Raw genomic sequence first — 25,853 nt, 5'->3', positions numbered from 1 at the left:
GGTAATTGGTTATAGCCAGCAAGTAGTATGCTATTTTTGCGGAATTGAGCATTAATAATGAGTATCACTTAATTAAAGATAGATTTTACCAAAAGATAACCCATGTTAAATAGTCAACAGTTGATTGGTTTAATGACGATCGGGTTGTTTCTGATAGGTACGCAACCAACAATTGCCCAATCAAATGCAAATATTCCAACGCCGACTAATCGCTTAAAATCCCAACAGATAATATTCAAACCACCATCAAATCAGGGTAAACCAAAATTTACATCATCGGCTGGGTCGCGTAGTAATTCGCAATGTCCTCAAGATGCAACATCAACAACCACTTCATCTAACCAGACCCCTGTAATGTCCGTTGTTCCCACTGACAGCAACTATGGGTTGACTATAGCAGAGCATCCGACATTTTTAGTGTATCTGCCCCAAACATCTGCCAACCAAGTGGTCTTAAGCTTGATAACAGAAGACAATCAGCTTTATTCCCAAAGCTTCATTCCGGTTAAAGGTGAACCTGGTATTATTAGCATCAAGTCAGCAGATAGCTCACCCCCTCTGCAAGTAGGCAAAAATTATCAGTGGGCTTTAGCGTTGATATGTGGCGAAAAACCTAGCCCTAACGATCCAGTAATTACCTCGTGGGTACGTCGTGTGGCTTTACCTCAACCCCAGAGTCAGCAGAGGACAACTTTTGAGCAGATAGATGCTTACAGTGAACAAGGAATTTGGTACGATGCCGTCATTGCCCTAGCTCAAATCAAAAACACTCAGCCTGATAATCAAGCCATAGCAGATACCTGGACTGACTTTCTGAAGTCTGTAGGGCTAGAAGCGATCGCTACTCAACCGCTTCGGTTGTAGAAGTGGCTAACTGTTTTTCTCGTAACTGCTGCTCGGTAAAAGCTTGATTATCTTGGCTTTCTGACTGCTTGAGGTATTCAATGGCAATTGCTCCAGCAAGGGGATGGTCTTGGCACATTTCAAAAAGCAGTGCCAAAGTATGATGGAATTGGAGTCTTTCGAGTTGTTTGTGAGTAACCAACTCTAAGGCGACTGCTGACCCCAAAAATACTAACAGCGAGGGAATGATGGGTAACCACCAGCCCAAGCAAAAGGCTAAAAAGCCAATCCCCAAAAGCCCAGCACCAGCAAGGATTATACTGGCAGCGATCGCGATTGAACACCTCAACTGTCGGCTAACTAATGCTCCTAATCCCGCCCAAACTAAAATCCACAGCCATTCTATGGGTTCTTGCCAAACATGAAGCAAAGGTCTACCATCAAGAACAGCACTAATTATTTGACTGATAATGTTTGCATGAATAATCACCCCATTCATCGGCTGCGAAGAACTAAATAGACCACTATTATAGGGCGTATAAAGTTCATCTTTAATACTTGCAGCAGTAGTGCCAATCAAAACTACGCGATCGCGTAAACTATCAGGGAGAATGCGCTTTTCCAAAATATCCCTTAAAGGGAAAGTAGCAAAATTTTCCTGATTCCCTCTAAAGTTCAGCAAAATCTGATAACCTCCAGAATCTGCATGGACGTAGCCTCCATCATTACCCACAAACCTTTCAAACACTGCTTTACCCCAACGCAACCTTTGACGTTGGGGATCGTTGTCAACGAATTCTATGGTTATCTTTTCGTCCTCTAAATACTGCTGCGCCAGTTTCATTGCCAAACTGTAACGTGTTTCATCTTGTGAGACGTCTACTGATAATAATGCACGACGCACTTTGCCATCTGCATCCACCACCTGATCGGCAAAGCCCACTCTTTCTTGGTTGAGAGTGGGAGGAGGGGCAATGGTATCAATCTTACTTCCTACAACTTTTTCAATTCCATATAAGTTAGAAGTTGATTTGAAGATGTTAACCAAGTCCTGATGTCCAGGTTCTACAGGCAAATCTCGAAAAATATCTAAACCAATTGCTCTAGGTTTTTGGGCTTTAATATTGGCAATTGCCTTAGCTAAAACTCGATCGGGAATAGGCCAGTTTCCTACCTTTTTTATATCTTCTTCATCAATAGTGACAATCGCTATCCGTTTCTCTGGTGATTCTAGCAACAGCCGCCAGCAAAAAAATTGGTCAAGCATATTCCACTCGCCACCCTGCAACAGGCCACCAAAGCGCAGCAGCAGAATAGGTGCAGTCACAAATATAGCAATCCGTGGTATCCAAAATAAGCCAATTCGTCGTTGCAAAACTTCTAGCTTGGCTTTTTGTCTAGCTTGTGCCAAAAGTTTATTAGCTTGTGCTAGTGCTTGCAGTGACATTTGGGCTTGGCGTTTAGCTAAGTCCTGACTAGCTGCTAAAAATTGATAATCTAAATCGCCAAGGCTTTTACCTAATGCCCAAACTAAGGTATTCTGTAAAACTTGTCCTTGCAATAAATAGGATTCATCTTGGCAAGCTGATGCTGACCAGGCTGCGATCGCTTCTGCATAGGGTCGCAACTCTGTTAATTTACGCTCAACCCAACTGTGGTTGAATACAGCTTTGTAAATGCGATTATATACCTTGAGCTTGCCTTGGTGCTCGACTACTAACCCTGACAATCGTAATTCGATTTGTTCAGGAGTACCATCAGCAAGAATTTCTCCTTGACATAAAATTTGCTGGTATAATTCTAATAATCTAGCTGTACGTTTTTGATTTCTGTACAAGATGCGATCGCGAATAGTCCTCAAATGCTCAGGTTCATCTTGAGATTCCCAATTCTCAACAATGTGCGACCTTACTACTTGCTCAACCGATGAAAATCTTTGAGCAGTTGACTCCGAAACTATAAATTGACACAGCTTTTGCGTCAGAAACGGTTGCCCACCTGTCCATTCTAGTATCTCCATGAGAACGACTTCGGGGTTACTCACTCTCTGTTTCAAACCATTTATTAACGGTTGTACTTCATCAGACTGAAATCCTTGCAGTTCAATCGCCTTGCCAATATTGAATGGTGTCTGGGTCTTATCTTGAATCAGTTCGTTAGGATTTGCAACCCCCAATAGTGCAAAAGTCAAACGCCTATATTCATAATTAACTTCTCGTTGCTGAAAAAAGAATCTAATTAAAGCAAAAAAATCATCTAATGAGAAATTGTGACTCAAAACGCGATCAATTTCATCGATAAAAATAACTATGTTTTGCTTGACCTCTACTAAGAGTACTTCTTCAATAAATTTGCTCAAACACTGCACTGGTGAAAGCAAATCTTTCCGCTCACGCCACCAACTCCGCCATTGAATTTTTAAGTGCAGTTGGCAACTACTCACCAAAGATTGGACAATCCCTGCATACCACTTTTCTGGAGTTACATCATGTGTTCCTATTCCTGTCAAGTCAATAAACGCACAGATAATTCCTTCTGCTTGTAGCCTTTGCATCATCTGCACTCGCAAGCTAGACTTGCCCATTTGCCGCGAATTCAACACATAACAAAATTTACCCCACTTTAAGTGCTCATAAAATTCTGTATCAGCATATCGTTTCACATAGCTAGGAGCGCTACTCTCCAGACTCCCTCCAATTTGATATTCAAAGTTTGATTTCGCTGCTGTCATCAAGGCTTTCCTTTATATTTTTCAATATTATATATAGTTTTAATTTTATATACAGTCATATAAATAATTTATTATCTAACAGTCCTAGAGAAAAATTCTACTATTTTCATTAATCAACTCACTTTACCTGACTTTTACCTATTTTTGATTTTTAAGTCTTCCTATTTAATTAATAAACACCTGACTTTTTCCTCTTGTATGATTCACAACATAGCATAAAGATACTGGTATGGGTTGAAGAAACTTACGAGTGCCATTAACTACTACTAAAGGAGTCTCAAATGTCTTTTCCAAACTTGAAAAAATTTCTTTTATTTGTCTTTGGTATAAATACTAACGTCGTATACCAGGAGTCTATGTCTCCTGAAAAGCGTTTCTCAGAAGAGAATAAGTATGCATCTATTTTGCTTACTGCTGTTGTAGCTTTTTTATCTGGAAGCTATGCATTATATACTGTATTTAACTTTGTTATAGTATCTAGCTTAGTAGGTTTGATTTGGGGAATAAAGATTTTTAATTTAGATAGGTTTGTTATTTTAAGTAGCAGTAAGAAGAAAATGCAATTTTTAAATGGAGCATTATTATCACTATGTACGGAATAAAAAAGTTAGCTATCAAAAAGTTTAGCCTTTTGCAAAAATGGACTAATTTTGGAAAATTTCCACGCCAATTTGCAGATGTCAACGGTGATGGACGAACTGATATTGTTGGTTTTAGCTGTGATGCTGTTTATGTATCTTTGGGTCAAAGTAATGGAATCTTTGGTCAAACTTTTATAGCTAGGAACGATAATTTTACTGTCAATAAAGGGGAATGGACTAGCTTTGACAAATATCCGCGTCAACTCGCTGATATCAACGGTGATGGTCGCGCAGATATTGTTGGCTTTGGATTTGATAACGTCTTTGTCTCGCTTGGTCAAAGCAATGGAACTTTTAGCCCGGCGTCAGCAGCGAAAAATAATGATTTTACTGTTAATAAAAGTGGTTGGAATAGCTTTGACCAAAAGCCACGGCAGCTTGATGATGTGAATGGTGATGGCAAAGCTGATATTATTGGTTTTGCTCAAGATGGAACTTATGTAGCTTTAGCTAATAATCAGACAACACTACCTCCAATGAATAATCAATATATTGTAGCTGGTTACTTGCCCTCTTGGGGTATTAGTAGTACTACTAGTCCTGCAACTATTCCGGTTAATAAGCTGACACATTTGTTCTATGCCTTTGCAGATGTCGATACACAAGGTAACGTTAAACTGAGTCCAGATGGTCAGGATGGTGACATCAATGTATTAAAATCTCTCAAAGCTCAAAATCCCAAGCTAAAAATCCTTGTTTCTATTGGTGGTGCAGGAGAAAATGATTTTTCCTCAGCAGCTTCTACAGCGCAATCTAGGATATTTTTTGCTCAGTCTGCCATCAATTTTATGAAAAACAATGGTTTCGATGGCATCGATATTGATTGGGAATTTCCTAAGAAGGAAGAGAATAGTAATTACACTCAATTGCTAGGTGAACTACGTCAACAACTTAATAACGCATCTACTACAGATGGAAATAAATATCTGCTGACTACTGCCCTTTCGGGTTCTCCCTATCAATTGTCTCCATCAGATTACGCTGATGATCCCTACGATTTAAACTCAACTGTTTTGAAAACTACTTCTGAATATGTTGACTTTATCAACTTAATGACCTATGACTACCACGGCAGTTGGGAAAACACAACCAATCATCAAGCTGCTTTGTATAAAAGTAGCAGCGATCAATCATATAATAGTGACAAACTCAATGCTGACTGGTCAGTTCAAAAGTATTTGAGTGCTGGTGTTGAAGCTAAGGATATTGTCTTAGGAGTTCCTCTCTACAGTGACACTTGGGCAGGAGTGAAACCTGGTTCTAACAATGATGGATTGTTTCAAAGTGCTACCTCAGTAAACGATCAACTTTTGTATAGAGATATCCACGATCAAGTGGGTACAAATGGATATCAATATTACTGGGATGATAGTGCCAAAGTTCCTTATATCTATAATTCTCAAAAACAAGAGTTTAGTACCTACGAAGATAAACGATCAGTTCTTGGAAAAGTTAATTATGTTGAACAACAAGGTCTAGGCGGAATATTTTTCTGGCAACTCGTTGGTGACTTGCCAATCACTCATTCTGATTCATTAGTTAATGTTGCTGCTGCTAATTTGTTGTAGAACCTTCTTTGCAGTAGCGAGCGGGAAGCCCTCCGGGTTCGGGGGTGACGCTCCTTCGTCGCTGCTGCTTCGCTAACGATGGAAACCGCCAAAACTGCGACCCCCTTACCGCTTTGTGTCTACGTTAAAAAAATATTTTTAACAGATTAGATAGGACTGTCATACATATATTTTATTTTATACTACTATATATAGGACTCTTATTTGTTGGGTAAAAAAACTCTGTACAACTCGAAAGAACTGATTTCCTCTTTTCTACTCCCTGCCTACGCAAATAAGTTTATAAATCAGATTTGATTCCGATAAATGAAACTATAGATAAACAACAAAAACAGCTATTTCCTCAGCATCCATGAACTCAAAATTAGCCTTTACTTGGGAGAAAGCTAAACAGCTTACCGAGAAAATTGTCTTCAATAATCTTCAAGAACACCTCAAAGATATTGAATTAGACGTGCTTCGAGGCTCGTGGCAGAGTCTGACTTATGAAAAGATGGCAGAGCAGTACCATCTCTCTGTAAGCTACCTCAGAGGAGATGTGGGTTTTCATTTGTGGCGAAAGCTTTCAGAGGCGTTAGGGGAAGAGGTAACAAAGAGTAATTTTAAAGGGGCGTTGGAGAGAGCCTCGGAAAGGCAATTACTTTTACATATTGATAACAATGTCAAGCAGCCAAAATCCCCGTTAGCAGAGCTACCATTTCCAGACGGTTCAGTTCCTCTAGGTTCTGCTTTTTATGTGGAGCGAGATGGCCTAGAGTCTGTTTGTTATGAGACAATTGTCAAACCCGCTTCCCTAATTCGGATTAAAGCACCGAAGCTAATGGGCAAAACTTCATTGCTTACTAGGATTTTGGCTCATGCTGAATCCCAGAACTATCAAACGGTATATTTGGATTTAAGTAGTGTAGAACGAGCAATTTTAACGAATTTGGACAAGTTCGTGCGTTGGTTGTGTTTAATAGTTAGTCGAAAGTTAAAGTTAGAAAATCGGTTAAAAGATTATTGGGATACAGAAATTTTAGGTAGCAATGATAACTGCACAGTGTACTTTGAGGAGTATTTATTGCCAGAAATAGATTGTCCTTTGGTATTAGGGTTAGATGAAGTGGATCGGATTTTTCCTTATAACCAAGTGATTGAAGACTTTTTCGGGATGCTGCGAAGCTGGCATGAGAAAGGGAAAATTTCTGAGCAATGGAAACAACTAAGGCTGGTGATGGCACATTCTACCGAAGTTTATATCCCGTTGGACATGAACCAATCTCCCTTTAATGCAGGGCTACCAGTGGCGTTACGAGAATTTGACCACAAGCAGGTGATAGATTTGGCTCACCTTCATGGACTAAATTGGAATGATACTCAGGTAAAGGAATTAATGAATATAGTGGGAGGACATCCTTATTTACTGCGATTAGCAATGTACGAAGTTTACACTACAAAGACAACGCTAAAGCAGCTATTACAAGATGCCTCTACAGAAGCGGGAATTTACAGCAACCATCTGCGGTGGTATTTAGAGATACTACACTCGGAAGAGGCTCAAGGTTTAAAAGAAGCGTTAAAAAAAGTGGTCACTTCACTTGAGCCAGTGGAATTAGATTCAATGCAGATTTATAAGTTGCACAGTATGGGATTAGTGCAGCAACAGGACAATCAGGTAATGCCTAGATGCAATTTGTACCGTGAGTATTTTTGCAGAGTGTTGTAAGTAGCTATCCGTCACGTAGAAATAAAAAGGCGATTGATACTTTTATGTCTCTTGTTGCTACTACTCGGAAGTTGAGAATCAGTTTTTTTGAGTATGTGGGCGCGATCGCATTTCTAAGACTGGAATTATCCTTTCTCTTGGGACTATTATTCGTGAGCAATCTTCTCTTAATCACTTCGGTTGGTGGTGGCAACTAGAATAATTGCCTACCCCTAATTATTGAGGGGATACCTTTTTAAGATAACTCATCAAGATTATTTGTCGTGTTTTTTAGGATGTATGACGTTAAAAACATAACTTTGTACTGAAGTTGAGCCTAAAGTCAGTAATATTCATAATTAGATTTGCTGGCTTTAGGTGCGTTTTATCGTCGTTTAGGTTCTCAACCTGATTTATTCCTATTTTTTTAAATTTCTTACCTATCAATCCTGATTTTTTATTCTTTTAAGACTAACAAACAAGAGATCCTCTAACCTCTGATAACTTGGGGGCTTTTAGCGTTTCCCTCTTAAAAAGGTGGTTAGGGGAATCTAGATTTCAGGTTTTCAGTGCGTAAGTCCTGTTTTTGATTAATTTAATACCTAATTTTATATAGAATATTTTCCTGACTTTTTCCGATTGTGTTCTAGTTTTATTTCGATAATTATAGTAAGTGTAAATAGTTATTCAGAGGAAAGCGCTCATAAGTTATCAAACATAGTTATTTTGATAATTCTGCATTGAGCGAGTCTAAATACGCTTTAATTTGTCCTGAACGGTGGTAATTAGCACCGTTCAGAACAAATTAAAAGTTTTGCTTGATAGCGTAATGACATAAAACTTTTATCCTGTCTTGCCAAATTTATCCAAAGTCTAATTGAAAAGCTTCGTTTATTAGCGGTAATAAACCAAACAAACTCATTTTATAAAGCTTATGCTAAGTAAAGTTCCAGAAGATATCTCTGAAAATATTCAAGATTCTTTAGTCATGCCCAATGATTCAATTGCCATTATTGGTATAGGTTGTCGATTTCCAGGTGCAAACAATTATCATCAATTTTGGCGTAATCTTCAACAAGGCATTAACAGTATCACGGAAATTCCCTCAGACAGATGGGATATGGATAAGTTTTATTCTACCAAACCTGAAGAACCTAATAAAAGTATTAGTAAATGGGGTGGGTTTATTGAGGGGATAGACCAATTTGATGCACAATTTTTCGGCCTCTCTCCTCGAGAGGCACAACGAATGGATCCTCAGCAGAGGTTAATGCTGGAGTTAAGTTGGTCTTGTATCGAAGATGCTGGATATGCACCATCTCAATTGTCCGAAAGTTCCGTTGGTGTTTTTATCGGAGTATGCCATAACGACTACGATATTTTGCAAAATGGATATAAACAGGACAATGACGGACATGCGAGGACTGGAACTTGGACTTTCATGATTCCCAATCGTATTTCTTACTTCTTCAATTTTCGCGGTCCCAGTGTTCCCGTAGATACAGCTTGCTCAAGCTCACTGGTAGCAGTTCATCAAGCTATAAATGCTCTCAAGGATCAGGAATGTAAGACAGCACTCGTAGGTGGAGTTAATCTTTTTTGTGCACCAACGAGATACATTCAAATGAGTCAGCTGGGGATGTTGTCTCCACAAGGACAGTGCAAAACTTTTGATAGTGAGGCTGATGGCTATGTTCGTGGAGAAGGAGCAGGAGTAATTCTATTAAAACCTTTAGCTAAAGCCATTGAAGATAAAGACCATATTTATGGAGTGATTAGAGGTAGCGCTGTAAATCATGGTGGAAGAGCAAGAACTCTGACATCTCCCAATGTTTATGCTCAAGCACAAGTACTTTGCTCCGCCTATACAAAAGCGAATGTCGCCCCCAATACGATTTCCTACATCGAGGCTCATGGTACAGGTACACCTTTGGGCGATCCAATAGAAATTAATGGTCTCAAACGAGCATTTAAACAATTACATCAACAGTATGATTTATCCCCAGTTGATAAACCCTATTGTGGACTAGGAACAGTTAAGACCAATATTGGACATTTAGAAGCAGCAGCAGGAATTGCTGGGGTGATTAAAGTACTCTTGGCAATGAAGAATCAAGAATTGCCCAAGATTGTTAATTTTCAGCAGTTAAATCCCCGCATTGATTTCAACAAAAGCCCATTTTACCTTGTCAGCGAAACCCAACAATGGAAGCAGTTAAAGACAGAGGAAGGAGAAATTTTACCGCGACGGGCTGGTATAAGTTCCTTTGGGGTTGGCGGGGTTAATGCTCATGTTGTTCTTGAAGAAGCACCCGTGTTGGCAAATACTGTCAATGAAGTTGAGCGTCCGCTACACATACTAACTTTATCCGCAAAAAGTAAAAATGTCCTGAAGCGGGTGGCAGATAATTATCAAGTAATCACTTCTCAAGGTGCATCCCTGACTGATATTTGCTTTAGTGCAAATACTGGGCGATCGCATTTTGCCCACCGTGCAAGTTTTGTTGCTGCATCTACTGATGAACTTAGGAAGCAACTACAAGCTTTTGTAAATGGACAAGTGGATATTTCGGGTGTATTTACTGGACAATTACAAAGCCAAAAACCCCACAAAATTGTCTTTTTATTCACCGGACAAGGTTCTCAGTATATTGGCATGGCTCGTCAGTTGTATCAAACACAGCCGAATTTCCGTAAAATATTAGAGCAATGCGACCAATTACTACGTCCCTATTTAGATATATCTTTACTATCCGTACTTTACCCAGCAGATAATACAGCAGAACTGTTGAATCAAACAATTTACACTCAACCTGTACTATTTGCTCTAGAGTATGCTTTAGCACAATTATGGCTGTCTTGGGGAATCATCCCAGATGCAGTTATTGGTCATAGCCTCGGTGAATACGTTGCGGCTTGCATTGCAGGAGTATTTAGTTTAGAGGATGGGCTAAAACTGATTGCCGAGCGATCGCGCCTCATGCAATCTTTGCCCGAAAATGGAATGATGGCAGCTATTTTTGCTGATGTCTCCACAGTGGAAACAGCGATCGCACCCTATGGAGAAAATGTATGTATTGCAGCAGTCAACGGAGCTACAAGTATTGTCATTTCTGGAGTTAAAGAGTCAATTGAAACAGCGATCGCACAGTTGCAAGCACAGCAAATCACTGTTCAAGTTTTAAATGTCTCCCACGCTTTCCACTCGTCCTTGATGAATCCCATCCTTGACAAATTCGAGCAAAAGCTTTCTCAAGTTCAGTTTGCACCCTTAAGACTTCCACTAGCATCTAACTTAACGGGTGAGATTCTTCAACCAGGGGAAATGCTGGACTTGAGTTACTGGACTCGTCACCTGCGATCGTCTGTGCAATTTGCATCAGGAATTCAAGCTTTAGCGGCACAGGGTTACGACTTGTTTATAGAAATCGGTTCTCATCCTACTCTGATCAACATGGGCAAGCGTTGCCTAACGTCAGAAAATGTAACTTGGTTGCCTTCTTTAAAAAAAGAGCAAGATGACTGGCAGATACTGCTAAACAGTTTGGGCGAATTATATATTAAAGGTGTGGATATTAATTGGGCAGGATTTGACCGAGATTATTTACGTTGTCGCATCCCCCTACCAACATATCCTTTTGAACAACAACGATATTGGTGTGAGTTTAACCAAAAAGAAAATCGCCTCAAGCACACATACACAGGTGCTGTTCATCCTTTACTGGGTACACAGTATCTGGCGGCATTGCAAATATTTGAATCCCAGCTTAATACTGATAAACTGCCTTACCTTGCTGACCTGCAAGTAGAAGGAGAAGTTTTATTAACAATCGCAGCTTATTTAGAAATGGCTAATGCGGCTGTCAATGAAGCTTTGAAACTTGATTCTTATAGCTTGTTAGAAGTCGCTTTTCTAAAAAAGCTGTCTTTGTCAGCAGATATTAGCAAAACAGTGCAAACGGTTCTTTCTTCGGAAGCATCAGGAGAAATTACTTTTCAGGTATTTAGCTTGGAAACTGCAACTGATGACCAACCCAGAAAGTGGATATTGCATGTTAATGGCAAAATTCAAACATCTTCAGGTGTCCCCGTCACACCTATCTCAATAAATGATGTCCGCACTCGTTGCATAAATCAAATTTCTGTTGCTGAGTTTTATCAAAACTTGGGATCTTTGGGTGTGAAATATGATTCCCTGCTTCAGGGCATTGAGGAATTATGGCAGCACGAAGGAGAAGCTCTTGCTAAAGTTAGACTCGCACCTACACTGTTAGCAGAAGCGAAGGCTTACCGCATCCACCCAGCACTTTTGGATACTTGTTTACAGGTGTTTTCTGCTACTTTACTATCAGAAAATTTAGATACTCAGGGAATGGCTAGATATGCTCCGGTGAGAGTAGGTAGTATGCGTATCTGGTGTCAACCACCAACTCAGCTTTTCAGCTATGCCCATCTCCATCCCAATGGCAATGGTGACTTAAATGCCTTTGAGGGTGATGTTGTATTGCTAGATGAAACAGGGTTAATCTTTGCCGAAATTAAAGGGATACGTTTTCAACGTGTGCAGGTTGATGCCCAAATCGTCAAGCAGAAAAATATTACTAACCTTGCAGCCGATTACATACTACAGCCAGAAGAAATCAGCGATCGCATACAACCGCAAATCATTCAATTAATCGATCGGTTTGGTTTACAGAATTATGAAGAGTTGTTAACTCATCTGGATACTTTAAGTATTGTTTACATTTTGCGGGCTTTCGAGCAACTAGGCTGTCAGTTTTCCCGACATCAAAAACTTTCTGTAATAAATTTAGCTCATCAGTACGGTGTAATTCCGCAGCATCACCGATTATTAGGCAGGATGCTAGAGATATTACAGGAAGAGGGGATGTTAAACAAAGTCAGCGAAGGTTGGGAAGTTTGTCAACTGCCCGAACAGTTGAATTTACAGGTGCAGTCGCCAGAGGCTTTGTTAAAACAATACCCGAAAGCTGATGCTGAGTTAATATTGCTACAACGATGCGGCGAGCGTTTGGCACAAGTGCTACGCGGTGAATGCAATGCTGTGGAATTGTTGTTTGCTGATGGGACATTTTCTACAACCGAAAGATTGTATCAAGAATCACCCGCCGCCCGATTGAATAACACCCTGGTACAGGAAGCGATCGCCATCGCACTTTCTAACTTGCCTGCAAATCGCAAAGTTCGTATTTTGGAAATAGGGGCTGGAACAGGAGGGACAACTGCTTATATATTGTCCAAGTTACCATCTGACCGGGTAGAATATGTTTTCACTGATGTATCCTATCTCTTCACAGCTAAGGCAGAACAAAAATTCCGCGATTATCCCTTTGTTCAATATAAGTTGTTAAATATTGAACGCGAACCTTTAGCACAAGGATTTGCACCCCAAGAGTTTGATCTGATTTTGGCAGCGAATGTAATCCATGCCACCAGTGATTTACGACGGACATTAGCGCATATTCAGCAAATTTTGGCACCAGAGGGGATGTTGGTGTTGTTGGAAGCAACCGCAAAATCTCGGATGTTAGATTTAATTTTTGGCTTAACTGAAGGTTGGTGGAAGTTTGCCGATATAGATTTACGTCCTACTTATCCCTTACTTTCCAGCTATCAGTGGCGATCGCTGCTATTAGAGATGGGTTTTAGCTCTGCTGTAAGTCTGCCTCAAACAGGAGAAGCTAAACAATCTGTAATTTTAGCTCGTAGTGCGATCGATTCCTGGCAGCAAATGCAAGAATTTAATCTGACAAATAGTGGTTTACCTCTGTTTGCAGAATTATTCCAAGAGGTTAAGGACATCTCACCAAAAGTAGAGAGTGTCCAACTAGAAGCAGTGGCACAAGATATCGTGCTTGCAGGATCACCAAACGCAACCCAGCAAATGCTAGAGTCTTATCTCAGCAAACAAATTGCCAAGTCTTTAGGGCTAACTACCTCCAAGTTAGATATTGATGAGCCGCTGAATAATTTAGGATTTGATTCATTGATAGCTGCCGAACTAAAAAGTCGAATTCAATCTGACTTTAGAATATCTGTACCCTTAGCTGACTTTCTGCTAGGCATGTCTTTAGTACAGTTAGCATCTAAAGTATCCGATCTGCTATCGAAGTCCGAGCAATCTGATGATTGGGAAGAAGGACAACTGTAACCCACGTTTCGCTTGTCTTACTACTTACCAGGAGTAACAACAATTTACGAGGGAATAATGAAAACAGAACTGTCCAATCTGGTGAAATTTAGAACAGAGATTGGTTGTTTCAAACTTCAAAACAACCAAAATGTAAACAGAAGATTCAAGAGTTTAGCACTGAAACGACGTATTTCCCTTAATCACGTAGAAAGGTCTATTATCTAAAACTAGTCCTTTCTAGATGAGTAAAAACTTTGGTCAAAAAATTCCTTTTAATCTCTTGAATCTGTGTTTTCTGCGTCTAAAGTGGTTAGATAAATTACTTTTAACCAGCTCCAAACATACAGATGTCATGAGTCACCTTGAAAAGGCTATTTCTAAGTTCTATTAAAAATTAAAAGGTAACATTATGATGACTATATCGGAAATTTTGGTTGAACTTTCTCAACAAGGTATCGAAGTATGGGTTGATAATAATAATTTGCTATATCGAGCACCTAAAGGTGCTTTCACACCAACATTACGCGCCCAAATTTCTGAAAACAAGACAGAGCTAATTACATTATTAGAACAGCAAAATCAACAATCAACAGTTTCTGCTCTCCCAGAAATAGTACCAAATCTCAAAGACCGTTATCAGCCATTTCCGCTCACCGATATGCAGCAGGCATATTGGCTTGGTCAAAACGATTCTTTCGAGTTAGGTAATTTATCACCCCATGTATATGTAGAGTTTGAATTTGCGGAACTAGATGTTACTAAGCTTAATCTCGCTGTCAAGAAATTCATTGCTCGCCATGAAATGATGAGGGCAATCATATTGCCAGATGGTCAGCAACAGATTCTAGAACAAATTCCCAACTATGATATTGAAGTTATCGACTTACGTGGAAAAGACCCGCAAATAGTAACCTCAACTTTGGCACAAACAAGAGCGAGAATGTCTCAACATGCTTCAAAAACTGATAGTTGTCCATTATTTGAAGTTGTAGCTTACCAAGTTAATGAGCGTTGTATCCGATTTCATATCAGCCTTAGTCTTTTAGTTTTTGATGGTGGTAGTTTAAAACTTCTTTGTCGAGAAATACCTCTTTTATACCAAGATGTCAATACATATCTACCTGATTTGGAAATTTCTTATTGGGATTATATTCACACATTAAAAACTTTACAAAATTCCGAGCTTTATAACCGTTCTCAACAATATTGGTGGAACCGCCTGGAGACTTTACCACCAGCACCAGAATTACCTTTAGTAAAAAGTCCTGGTACTGTATCCCATCCACAATTTGTCCGACGCACTGCTAAAATCGATGCTGATATCTGGCAACAACTCAAAGACAAGGCTCGTCGATTAGGTTTGACCCCATCAGGTATATTATGCGCCAGCTATGCCGAAGTATTAAGTAATTGGAGTCGAAATTCGCATTTCATCTTGAATCATTTGTATACCAATCGTCTGTCCTTGCATCCGCAGGTTAACAACCTAATAGGATGTTTTAGTTCAACTCTATTACTAGAGGTAAATAATTCGCTTCCAGATACTTTTACAGCCAGAGCAAAGCGATTACAAAATCAAATTTGGAATGACTTTGAACACAGTCATATCAGTGGGGTACAAGTATTACGAGAACTAAACCGACAGCGAGGGGGAAGTTCAAGAGCGGCAGCCCCAGTGGTGTTTGCTAGTAGTCTTGACGCACGAGATAAGGAAACTTTTACCCAAGGTCGAGTAGCCGATCCGATTTTTGCTTCCATTCAAACTCCCCAAGTTTGGCTGGATCATTCAGTAATGGAGAATGATGGGGCTTGCGTTCTTTTTTGGGATGCAGTAGAAGAACTGTTTCCTGAAGGTCTTTTGGACGATATGTTTAATGCTTACCAATCTCTGCTATCTCGTCTAGCTTTAGAAGAATCAGCTTGGCAACAAACATCTTTCCAGATGTTACCACCCAGCCAGTTAGCAGAAAGAATAGAGGTAAACGCTACTCAGGCATCTGTACCTCAAGGGATGCTACACACATTGTTCGCCGATCAGGTATCAAAGCGTTTAGAATCTCTAGCAGTAATTTCTAGCGATCGCATCCTTTCCTACAATGAATTGTATACCCGCTCGAATCAAGTAGGTCGATGGCTGCGACAATTGGGGGCACGTCCCAATGTTTTGGTGGCAGTAGTCATGGAAAAAGGTTGGGAACAAGTAGTAGGGGTATTAGGATCTCTGCAATCCGGTGCCGCCTATCTACCGATTAATCCTTCGTTGCCCAAGGAACGTCTTTGGTATCTTTTAGAACAAAGTGAAGTTGGATTAGTACTAACTCAATCCTGGCTCGATGAATCTCTAGAGTGGCCTATAAACGTCAAACGGCTTTGTATAGATAGGGATGCCGATTTTGAGACAATTTCGCCAGCACCTTTGGAAATAATTCAGAAACCAGAGGATTTGGCCTATGTCATCTTCACTTCTGGTTCTACCGGACTACCGAAGGGGGTGATGATTGATCATCGGGGTGCAGTCAATACAATTTGTGATATCAACCAACGCTTTCATGTTGTTCCTGATGACCGAGTACTGGCACTGTCAGCTTTAAATTTTGATCTATCAGTCTATGATATATTTGGGACTTTGGCTGCTGGTGCTTCCATTGTCATTCCAGATGCTACAAGTATTCGTGACCCCGGCCACTGGGCTGAATGGTTGGCGCGAGAAAAAGTAACGATTTGGAATTCAGTTCCAGCACTGATGCAAATGTACATTGAGTATGCGTCAGCACAGACGCAAATACCTGCTTGTTATTTGCGTGTGGTGATGTTGAGTGGGGATTGGATACCTGTAAGTTTGCCCGACCAGATCAAAAGCTTGATTCAAGGGGTTGAAGTATTTAGCCTGGGTGGTGCTACTGAAGCTTCTATTTGGTCAATCATTTACCCCGTTAAATCTGTAGACTCTTCATGGACTAGTATTCCTTACGGTCGGCCAATGACCAACCAAAACTTTTATGTTTTGAACCAGGTGATGGAACCTTGTCCAATGTGGGTGACAGGAGACCTCTATATTGGTGGTATTGGTTTGGCTTGGGGCTATTGGCAAGATGAAGAAAAAACCCAAGCTAGGTTTATCAAACACCCTCATACTGGTGAGCGTTTATATCGTACAGGAGATTTAGGACGCTATTTGCCTGATGGTAATATTGAGTTTTTGGGGCGAGAAGACTTCCAGGTTAAAGTTCAAGGCTACCGTATTGAGTTAGGAGAAATCGAAACAGCCTTGGAACAGCATCCAGGAGTATGCCAAGCAATAGTATCAGTAGTGGGCGATCGCGGTGATAAACGTTTAGTAGCATATATTGTTCCCACCATGATTCCAGATCGAGTGCCCTTAAAAACTACGTGTCGGGCAGAATTTGGCGATAACCACATAGTAGAACTAACTACAGAGGATATTTCTCAATGCGGTATTTGCGCGATCGGAGTGCCAGAATCTTTGCAACGTGGTCAATTGGTGAGCTTGTACTTCCAGCTACCAGGAAGCAATAACGAAATATGTCTGGAGGCGCGAGTCGTTTGGCGTCAGTGGGAGAAAGCTGGGTTGCAATTTGCACTCACACCCAGCGAACAAATTCTGCTCCAACAAAGCATCGAATACTTGTTGGAAATGCAAGGTATTTTGAAAGTTATACATGGCACATTGACTGGTAAATTGCGTAGTTTTTTGAGTAAAAAGCTACCCGATTACATGGTACCTTCTAGCTTCACGATCCTAAATTCTTTGCCTCTCACACTCAATGGTAAAGTAGATCGCAAAGCGCTTCCCACGCCCGACCAAAAACGTATTGACCGAGGGGAAAAAGCTTCCGTTTCACCCCGCACTACCCTAGAATTACAACTGGTGCAGATTTGGGAAAAGCTGTTAAATATTCACCCCATCGGCGTAACCGACAACTTTTTTGAACTCGGAGGTAATTCTCTGCTGGCAGTTCGTTTGATGTCTCAAATCCAAAAACTTTACGGACGGGAACTTCCCCTGTCGGCGCTTCTGCAAAGTCCCACCATCGAAAATTTAGCAAGTGTTTTAGGTAGTATTAATATTCAGTTACCCCAGAGTCCCTTAGTCAATCTACAAGCGGGGATTGCTGATAAATTACCTTTCTTTTGCGTGCATCCTGTAGGTGGGAATATCCTTTGCTATATGGATTTATCTCGGTGTCTAGGTACTGAGCAACCCTTTTATGGACTGCAAGCAGTTGGTTTGACTGGGGAAAAAGAACCTTTTTCCACAATTCCAGAAATGGCTGCTCACTATATTGCAGCTATACAAGAAATTCAACCGAATGGGCCCTATTTGCTTGGTGGTTGGTCAATGGGAGGAGTAGTGGCATTTGAAATGGCATACCAGATGCAACAACAAGGACAAGAAGTGGCGTTGCTAGCTTTAATTGACTCTCTAGCACCCGTCCATACACCAAAATTTGATGACGCAAGGCTGTTAACTTGGTTTCTAAGAGACCTCGGTGGTGGAGCAAATAGCCTGACGGAGTTTGAAGACGATCTGCGACAATTCAAACCAGAGAAGCAATTACATTTGGTTTTAGAAGAGGCTAAACAAGCAAATTTGATATCTCCAGATATGGAGTTTGAGCAGATGCTACGCTTGGTGAAAGTATTTTCTGCCAATATGCGAGCAATGGCAGATTACGTACCACCGATCTACCCAGATCGAGTTACTTTAATTCGTGCTAGTGTTGAATCGATTTTCGATCCCCAATATTCTAGCGATGAGACATTAGGTTGGAACAAGTTTACTCAAAAACCTGTAATTGTCTGTCGCGTTCCTGGTAATCATTTCACTATGTTTGCTAAACCCCAAGTAGATGTTTTGACAGAAAAGTTGAAGTTTTTTGTCCAAGATGTTATTGGTCATTAGTCCTGCTATCCCTAAGTTCCAAGACTTACAGCCAGAATAATTTCCCTTTTTTCCGATTGGTTAATTGTAGAGATTGTAGATACGTTGTTACCCGAACGTGTTCACCGTTTTAATCCCAGAGTTGTGAAAAAACCTATATCAAAGTTTCGTTCTAAAAAGCCAATGCACAGAGGTACTAAACAACAAGTAGAAGCTCTGAAATTTCACATCAGTAATCAGCTTTTTCGCCTTAACCCAAGCATATTGGCTTCTTATCCTCCATTATTTATCTCTCCAGTCTAGCTTCCGTTGATCATAGTCAACTCAAAATCAAAATAGTCAAGTAATTGTGTCAATCCCATATTTGTTTCCTTTACCCAATTTATATTTTTGGAGAAGTTTTCCATGTTTGAACAGGTTGAAGTACTAATTATTGGTGCTGGACAAGCAGGACTAGCAATGGGTTATCAGATGATTCAACAGAATCGCAAATTTGTCATTCTTGAACAGAGTCCGCAAATTGCTCATTCATGGCGTACTCGTTGGGACTCGCTGAAACTTATCACACCCAATCCGTATAACAACCTCCCCGGATTAGCTTTTCCACAAACAAAAAATGCCTTTCCCACTAAAGAAGAAACAATTGCTTATTTGGAACTTTACGCCAAAACTTTTGAATTACCAATACGTTTCAACGAGCAAGTAACCTCAGTAAAACAGATTCCCGTAGGTTTTTTAGTAGAATCTAGCAATATAACTTTTCAAGCACAACAAATTGTAATTGCTAGCGGCCCTTATCAAAAGCCAAAAATTCCAAGTTTTGCAACCCAATTGCCTCAAGATGTATTCCAAATTCACAGCAGCCACTATCGAAATCCACAGCAATTACAATCTGGTGATGTGCTAGTAGTCGGAAGCGGTAATTCTGGTGTCCAAATTGCTAGAGAATTATCTACAACCCATAAAGTTTATTTGTCGGTGAGTAAAACCCCCCATTTACCCCGTAAGTTTTTGGGACGCGATTTATGTTGGTGGATATATAGCTTGAAAGTGACTAGTATTACTAAAAATTCTCGCCTCGGTCAGAAGTTGAGTCAAAGACCTGACGCTGTTATTGGGGTTGACATTGACGCACTTGCTAAACAAAACGGAATCATATTATTGGAGCGAGTTGATAGTGTGGAAGGTAACAAGATTATTTGTACTAACAAGCAGTCTATTAAGGTTAGCAATATTATTTGGGCAACAGGCTTCCAACCTGACTATCACTGGATTAAGATTCCAATGTTTGATGAGAAAGGTTTCCCTGTGCATGAACAAGGTGTTACTGCTGTGAAAGGACTGTACTTTGTAGGCTTGAGGTGGCAGCAACGATTGAATTCTTCTTTATTAGGTGGACTTGCTCCCGATGTCAGCTTTATTGCTTCTCAAATTGCAGCGAAAGCACTAGAAGACTTTTTAACTGTTGACAATAGCGAACGAAAAAACCAGAGCTTGACAAAACGTTAAAATTGCCTTTTCCACATTCTGTGAAAAGTCAGTTATGTCTACAAAGTAAACTTACGTATGAAACAGTTAAATTCTTCAGAACCATACAAATATACAGAAGCAGATGAGGAGCCTAAGACTAAAGGTAAGAAGAAATCACGTCTGCTGATTCCAGTATTGCTGCTGATTGCTACTGCTAGTTTAGTATATTGGTACTTTTCATTATCGAAAGTTCAGAAAGTAATTGGCGTCAGTGGTCGCATTGAGGGCTATGAAACTAATGTTGGTGCGAAAGTAACAGGTCGGGTCAATTTTGTTGCTGTGCGTGAAGGTGATAGCGTCCGTAAGGGTCAGTTAATCGTCCAACTGGATGATGCAGAAATTCAGGCGCAATTACTGGGTGCAGCAGCTCGTTTGAGTGTTGCCCAACAACAGGAAATGCAAGCTCATTTGCAAATGGATGTTGTTAAAAGCCAAATCGAAGAAGCAACATTAGTAAAGGAACAATCTGGTGGAGATGCTAAGAGTCGGGTACTCCAATCCCAAGCGACACTTGCCGGATATGAAGCGCAACTAAGTCAATCTCAAGCCCAAGCGCAGCAAGCGATCGCAGAATTAAATTTAGCCCGTACTAACCGCGATCGCTTTGCCCAATTGGTAAAGGAAGGAGCTATTGCCAAGCAGCAGTTTGACCAGACCCAGACAAGTTGGGAATCTAATTTGGCGACTGTACAAGCGCGTCAGGCGGCAGTAGAAGCGGCACGAAAGCAAGTGAAATTCGGGTTGGGTGGATTAGCTCAAGCTGAGACTACAAGTTTTAATCCAAAAATCCGCATTACTCAAGTAGTGGCGTTAAAAAAACAGATGTTGCAAGCCATGTCGCAACTAGCTGCTACTCAAGCTGAGATCAAAAATGCCCAAGCATCACAGCAACAAATCAAAGCTCAAATTGAATATTTGAAAATTACCAGCCCTATAGACGGAGTAGTAAGCGCTCGAACAATCGAACCAGGAACTGTAGTCACTACTGGTAAAACTTTACTAACCCTACTCGACCAAAATACAGTTTATCTACGCGGTTATATTCCTGAAAAAGAAATTGGCAAAGTTAAAGTTGGACAAAAAGCTAACATTTTCCTAGATTCCAATCCCAATAAACCTATCAATGCTCATGTTGCTAGCATAGATCCTCAAGCATCTTTTACTCCCGAAAATATTTATTTCCAAGAAGATCGTATCAAGCAAGTGTTTGGACTTAAAATCGCAATCGATAATCCGGCTGGTTTTGCGAAGCCAGGAATGCCCGCAGATGGAGAAATTATCCTCAAAGAGGACGAGAGCCAATGACAAAAGAAATAGTCTATGGCACAGTACCCGTAAGCACAGTCCGAGATAATGTTATCGAAGTACAAAGTTTACACAAGCGATACGGCAAAATAGAAGCTGTTCGTGGTATTGACTTTACGGTACGTCGAGGTGAAATCTTTGGCTTAATTGGTCCTGATGGTGCAGGCAAAACTACTACCTTCCATATTCTAGGGGGAGTGATGGAAGCAAGTTCAGGTAATATTCAAGTTTTAGGTCGAAAACCTCGAGATGCACGCCTAAAGATTAGCTACCTGACGCAGCAGTTTTCACACTATTTGGATCTAAGTATTAACGAAAATCTGCAATACAGTGCCGGGTTACGCAAAGTCCCAAATGAGTTATTTATCAAGCGGCGAGCCAAATATTTAAAGTTAATGGAGTTTGATAAAATTGCTAATCGTTTGGCTTCCCAACTTTCTGGGGGAATGAAGCAAAAGTTAGCTCTCTGCTGTGCATTGATTTCTGAACCCGAAATTCTCTTGTTAGATGAGCCGACTACTGGGGTAGATCCTGTTTCTCGGCGGGAGTTTTGGGATATTTTGGCTACTCTCACCCAACAAGGAGTAACAATTATAGTTGCAACTCCCTATTTAGATGAAGCGGAACGTTGCCATCGTATTGCTTTAGTATACGAAGGAAAAATTCAACAAATTGGATATTTAGAAGAATTGCGCTCCAGCCTGGGTTTGTACCGTTTTGAAGTTCGTACTCCCAACTTGGAAGCAGCCGAAGCAGCTTTGCTGGAATTGCCACCCCGAATTGAACAAATTCACTTTGGTACTGGAGTTCCTGCAAAACAGATTGTTGATGTCCAAACCTTTGGCGATCGCCTGGATGTATTAGTAAAAGATGTCAAAGCTGGAGAAGTTGAGATTCGGGAAATTCTGACATCTCGCCAAATGGAACTTACATCAATTCAAGAAGTTGAAACTACTCTAGAAAATATCTTTGTAACTCGCTTACGCGCCAATGGTTCAGATCCACCGTTTATTCAATTTCCTCGTTCTCGTCCGAGCAAATACATTAACAGTAATCATATCAATGAAGATGCGGCAATTGATGTCCGCAACCTTAAAAAAGTATATGGTGACTTTAAAGCAGTTGAGAGTGTAAGTTTAAAAATTCGGTATGGTGAAATCTACGGTTTGTTAGGCGCAAACGGTGCGGGGAAAACCACAACTATCAAGATGTTGTGCGGTCTAATCGAACCGAGTAGCGGTTACATTTCTCTTGGCGGTCAGACTAGTAATCTCCGTAGTAGTGCTTTGCGGCAGCGCATCGGCTACATGAGCCAAAAATTTACCCTCTACGATGACTTGACTATTTTGGAGAACTTGGAATTTTACTGTGGTGTTTATTCTGTTCCCCAAAAATTATTACGTCCTAAAATTGACTGGGTTCTTAACACCTGTGGTTTGGTTGGTCAAGAAAATATGCTTACTGGTCGGTTGCCCGGTGGTTGGAAGCAACGGGTAGCTTTTGGTGCTTCGGTAATGCACGAACCAGATATTTTATTTCTTGATGAACCAACTTCTGGAGTAGATCCTTTGGCGCGTCGCCAGTTTTGGCGCTTGATTTGTGATTTGGCCCGCAAAGGTACAGCAGTACTGGTCACTACTCACTATTTAGAAGAGGCAGAACAGTGTAATCGTCTTGGCTTTATGGTAGACGGCGAATTAGTAGCGCAAGGCTCACCCAGTGAAATAAAAATGGCACAACCTGGTCAGTTAATTGAGCTAGTAACAAAAGACACTCAGACAGCCTTTAACTTATTAAAAAATGAATTGGATGATTGGCGGGTATCAATTTTTGGTACAAAGCTGCACATCATCCTCAATGACAAAAACAAGGAGATTCACCAAATTGAATCAATTTTAAACGCAGCACAACTAGAAATTCTTTCTTGGCGGACGATTCCCTTTTCTCTAGAAGATACATTTATTAGTATTTTTCAAAGTAATCGCCAGAAAAATCAATTTATTCAAAAATAACTTTCATCAAATTTTTATGCGGAAATTAATCTTCTACGTTTTGCCTTCTTTATGGAAACGGATTTGGTCTCAATGTGCTAAAGAATTAGCACAACTTCGTCGTGATGTTTTTAGCCTCTTGCTATTGTTTATAATGCCATTGGTAACTATGCTTATCTATGGTTATGCCATCAAACTTTTGATTACAGAAGTTCCTTTACTAGTTCAAGATTTTGACCAAAGTTTTCTCAGTCGTAATTATATAGAACGTTTTGAAGCAAGTCGTCGGTTCAAAATTATTAGTTTACCTCTCTACTACAGCCAAACAAAAGACATTTTAGGAAATACCAAAAAAGATCCACTTCTGGATTCACTAGATCGTAATATTGCAAAAGCTATATTAGTAATACCTCCCAATTTCTCTCGTCACCTTAAAGATGCTCAAACGACTAAAGTTCAGATTCTTTTAGATGGCACAGATGTCAATAACGCCAGGGCAATTAGAAGTACAATTCGCACCATCACAGAATTTTTTCTCATCAACGTGGGCTTACAGCCAAGTAGTTCGTCAATAACTTTGCAATCTCGTCTCTGGTCTAATATGGGTGGTAAAGAATCTCACTTTATTTTACCAGGAGTTTACGGGCTAATACTTTGGGTATATCCGGCTCTATTTTCTGCGCTGTCTATGGCTCGTGAAAAAGAGCAAGGTACAATTATTCAAGCTTACTCTGCTGATATGAGTGCAGTCGAGTTTTTCTTAGGTAAAGGTCTTGCTTATTTTATGGTAGGTGTTGTACAAACAATTTTTGTTATGAGCTTAGGCTTTTTTGTATTTGGTATAAAATTAGTAGGAGATCCAATTCCTTTACTAATAGGAACTCTAATTTTCTTAATGAGTGCATCTCTTTTTGGACTAATGCTTGGTACACGAGCTAATACTCGCATTGTTGCGGTTCAGTCTGTTACATTATTAGGATATTTGACATCTTCTTTTTTAACTGGCTTATACCATCCACTCAGAAATGTTCCTTTCCCTTTGTCATTAATATCAAATATTCTTCCAGTTAGATATTACATAGACGTAAGCCGTGATGCATTTTTGCGGGGTGCCGGTTGGTCAGGAGTTTGGTTTGCAAATTTAGCAATGTTTATGTTAGGTATACTTATTTTTAAACGTCTTCATAAGACGTTACATAAAATGCAGTTTCCTGATTAAAAAATGCCATTTACCTTTTATAATCATGAAAATAATTAATAATTTGTTCAAGAATCGCTTCTTGGCTTTATTAAAGAAAGAAAAAAATCAACTTCTTCGGAATAAACAACTGATTGTTTTATTAATTTTTATACCTAGTATTTATCTCATGCTTGTAGGTTTTTCTTTGAATGATGACATCAAGAATATTCCTTTTAGATATGTTGATTATGCTAATACAAACGATAGCCGGGAATTAATATCTACTTTCAGTCAAAGTGGAGCTTTTATCACTAAACCGCACATATCAGAACAAGCTAGTTCTAAACAGCAAACTCTTAGTGAACAAGTTAGTACAGCAGATATAGTAGTTGCTTTGGTGATTCCTCCAGATTTTAAGCGCAATCAAAATGGAGATGAGACTACTAAGGTTCAAGCAATTATTGATGGTGCTGATGCTGCAACTGCAATAATTGCCAATGCTTATCTTAACGAAATTATGAATAACTATATCCATAAATTAAATGGGAATTTAAACTCATCATTAATTCAACAGGAATTTAACATTATCTATAATCCTCGTTTGATAAGTTATTGGTTTATTGTTCCGGCTGTCTTAGGATTGGTACTTACCCTAACTAGTTCGGTAGCAGCAACTAATTCAGTAATTACTGAAAAAGAAGCCGGGACTTTGGAACAGTTGCTAATAACTCCAGTTAGCGCTGAAGAGATTATCTTGGCAAAAATTTTGCCTCTAGTAATTGTTATGATAGGTGATATTATATTAGCTTTAGGAATGGCTCGTCTGATTTTCGGTTTGCCAATAAGAGGCAATATATTTCTATTTTTAGCTCTTGGAAGTCTGTATACCTTTGTCGGAATTGGCTTAGGTATGCTAATTGGAACTTTTTCACGGACGCACTTACAAGCTTCACTCACTTCTTTCTTCATTAATGTTCCTTTAGGATTGATATCTGGTGCTGTTACTCCACTTGAAAGTATGCCTCCTATATTTCAGTACATATCATTGGTTAACCCTTTGCGTTATTATGTGGAAATTATGCGTGGTATATTACTAAAAGGAGTTGGTTTAGATATTCTTTGGCCAAATGTGATTGCACTTTTTGTTTTTGCAATTTTTCTATTAACAGTTAGTACAAGTCGATTTCGCCGTAACTTAATTTAATCTGGAGAGTGAAAAATTTCGGGGGAGCAGGGGTACATAATGCGGTACGATGACAGGATACTCAACGGGAGCATCCCACTTTTTATTTAGGGAGCAAAGATTAATCCATTAAGGTA

General features: G+C 39.9%; 12 protein-coding genes. 11 read left to right on the top strand and 1 reads right to left on the bottom strand.

Annotated features, from left to right (window positions below):
- The first annotated feature begins 102 nt into the window (after positions 1-102).
- Positions 103-864: a DUF928 domain-containing protein gene (locus tag ACFE93_RS11675; protein ID WP_375473446.1), complete on the top strand. Its 762-nt coding sequence runs from the start codon at positions 103-105 to the stop codon at positions 862-864.
- Here the strand turns inward: ACFE93_RS11675 and ACFE93_RS11670 are convergent.
- Positions 842-3,574: a CHASE2 domain-containing protein gene (locus ACFE93_RS11670; RefSeq protein ID WP_375473445.1), complete on the bottom strand. Its 2,733-nt coding sequence runs from the start codon at positions 3,572-3,574 to the stop codon at positions 842-844. The genes ACFE93_RS11675 and ACFE93_RS11670 overlap by 23 nt on opposite strands.
- A 281-nt stretch (positions 3,575-3,855) precedes the next feature.
- Here ACFE93_RS11670 and ACFE93_RS11665 point away from each other — a divergent pair, with 281 nt between their 5' ends.
- The 10 genes from ACFE93_RS11665 (at position 3,856) to ACFE93_RS11620 (ending at position 25,737) form a co-directional block, all read left to right on the top strand.
- On the top strand, positions 3,856-4,176 hold the full coding sequence (locus ACFE93_RS11665; RefSeq protein WP_375473444.1) for a DUF4407 domain-containing protein: 321 nt from the start codon (positions 3,856-3,858) through the stop codon (positions 4,174-4,176).
- Positions 4,164-5,783 (top strand): glycosyl hydrolase family 18 protein, encoded by a 1,620-nt coding sequence (locus ACFE93_RS11660; RefSeq protein WP_375473443.1) that lies wholly within the window; start codon positions 4,164-4,166, stop codon positions 5,781-5,783. Before ACFE93_RS11665 ends, ACFE93_RS11660 begins: the two co-directional genes overlap by 13 nt.
- Before the next feature lie 352 nt (positions 5,784-6,135).
- Positions 6,136-7,491, top strand: coding sequence for an AAA-like domain-containing protein (locus ACFE93_RS11655; protein ID WP_375473442.1), 1,356 nt, complete (start codon positions 6,136-6,138; stop codon positions 7,489-7,491).
- A gap of 913 nt (positions 7,492-8,404) precedes the next feature.
- Complete coding sequence (locus ACFE93_RS11650; protein WP_375473441.1) at positions 8,405-13,642, top strand: beta-ketoacyl synthase N-terminal-like domain-containing protein; 5,238 nt, start codon at positions 8,405-8,407, stop codon at positions 13,640-13,642.
- A gap of 391 nt (positions 13,643-14,033) precedes the next feature.
- On the top strand, positions 14,034-18,548 hold the full coding sequence (locus tag ACFE93_RS11645; protein ID WP_375473440.1) for an amino acid adenylation domain-containing protein: 4,515 nt from the start codon (positions 14,034-14,036) through the stop codon (positions 18,546-18,548).
- Positions 18,549-18,932: 384 nt separating this feature from the next.
- A complete protein-coding gene (locus tag ACFE93_RS11640) occupies positions 18,933-20,036 on the top strand; it encodes a flavin-containing monooxygenase (protein ID WP_375473439.1) in 1,104 nt (367 codons plus the stop codon).
- A 57-nt stretch (positions 20,037-20,093) separates the two neighbouring features.
- A complete protein-coding gene (locus ACFE93_RS11635) occupies positions 20,094-21,362 on the top strand; it encodes an HlyD family secretion protein (protein WP_375473438.1) in 1,269 nt (422 codons plus the stop codon).
- On the top strand, positions 21,359-23,374 hold the full coding sequence (locus tag ACFE93_RS11630; protein ID WP_375473437.1) for an ATP-binding cassette domain-containing protein: 2,016 nt from the start codon (positions 21,359-21,361) through the stop codon (positions 23,372-23,374). Before ACFE93_RS11635 ends, ACFE93_RS11630 begins: the two co-directional genes overlap by 4 nt.
- A 16-nt stretch (positions 23,375-23,390) precedes the next feature.
- Positions 23,391-24,572, top strand: a complete 1,182-nt coding sequence (locus ACFE93_RS11625; RefSeq protein ID WP_375473436.1) for an ABC transporter permease — start codon at positions 23,391-23,393, stop codon at positions 24,570-24,572.
- 25 nt (positions 24,573-24,597) lie between these two features.
- A complete protein-coding gene (locus ACFE93_RS11620; RefSeq protein WP_375473435.1) occupies positions 24,598-25,737 on the top strand; it encodes an ABC transporter permease in 1,140 nt (379 codons plus the stop codon).
- Positions 25,738-25,853: the final 116 nt, after the last annotated feature.

Source organism: uncultured Nostoc sp., from assembly GCF_964247315.1.
Taxonomy (GTDB): domain Bacteria; phylum Cyanobacteriota; class Cyanobacteriia; order Cyanobacteriales; family Nostocaceae; genus Nostoc.
This window is presented reverse-complemented; position numbering and strand designations above follow the sequence as displayed.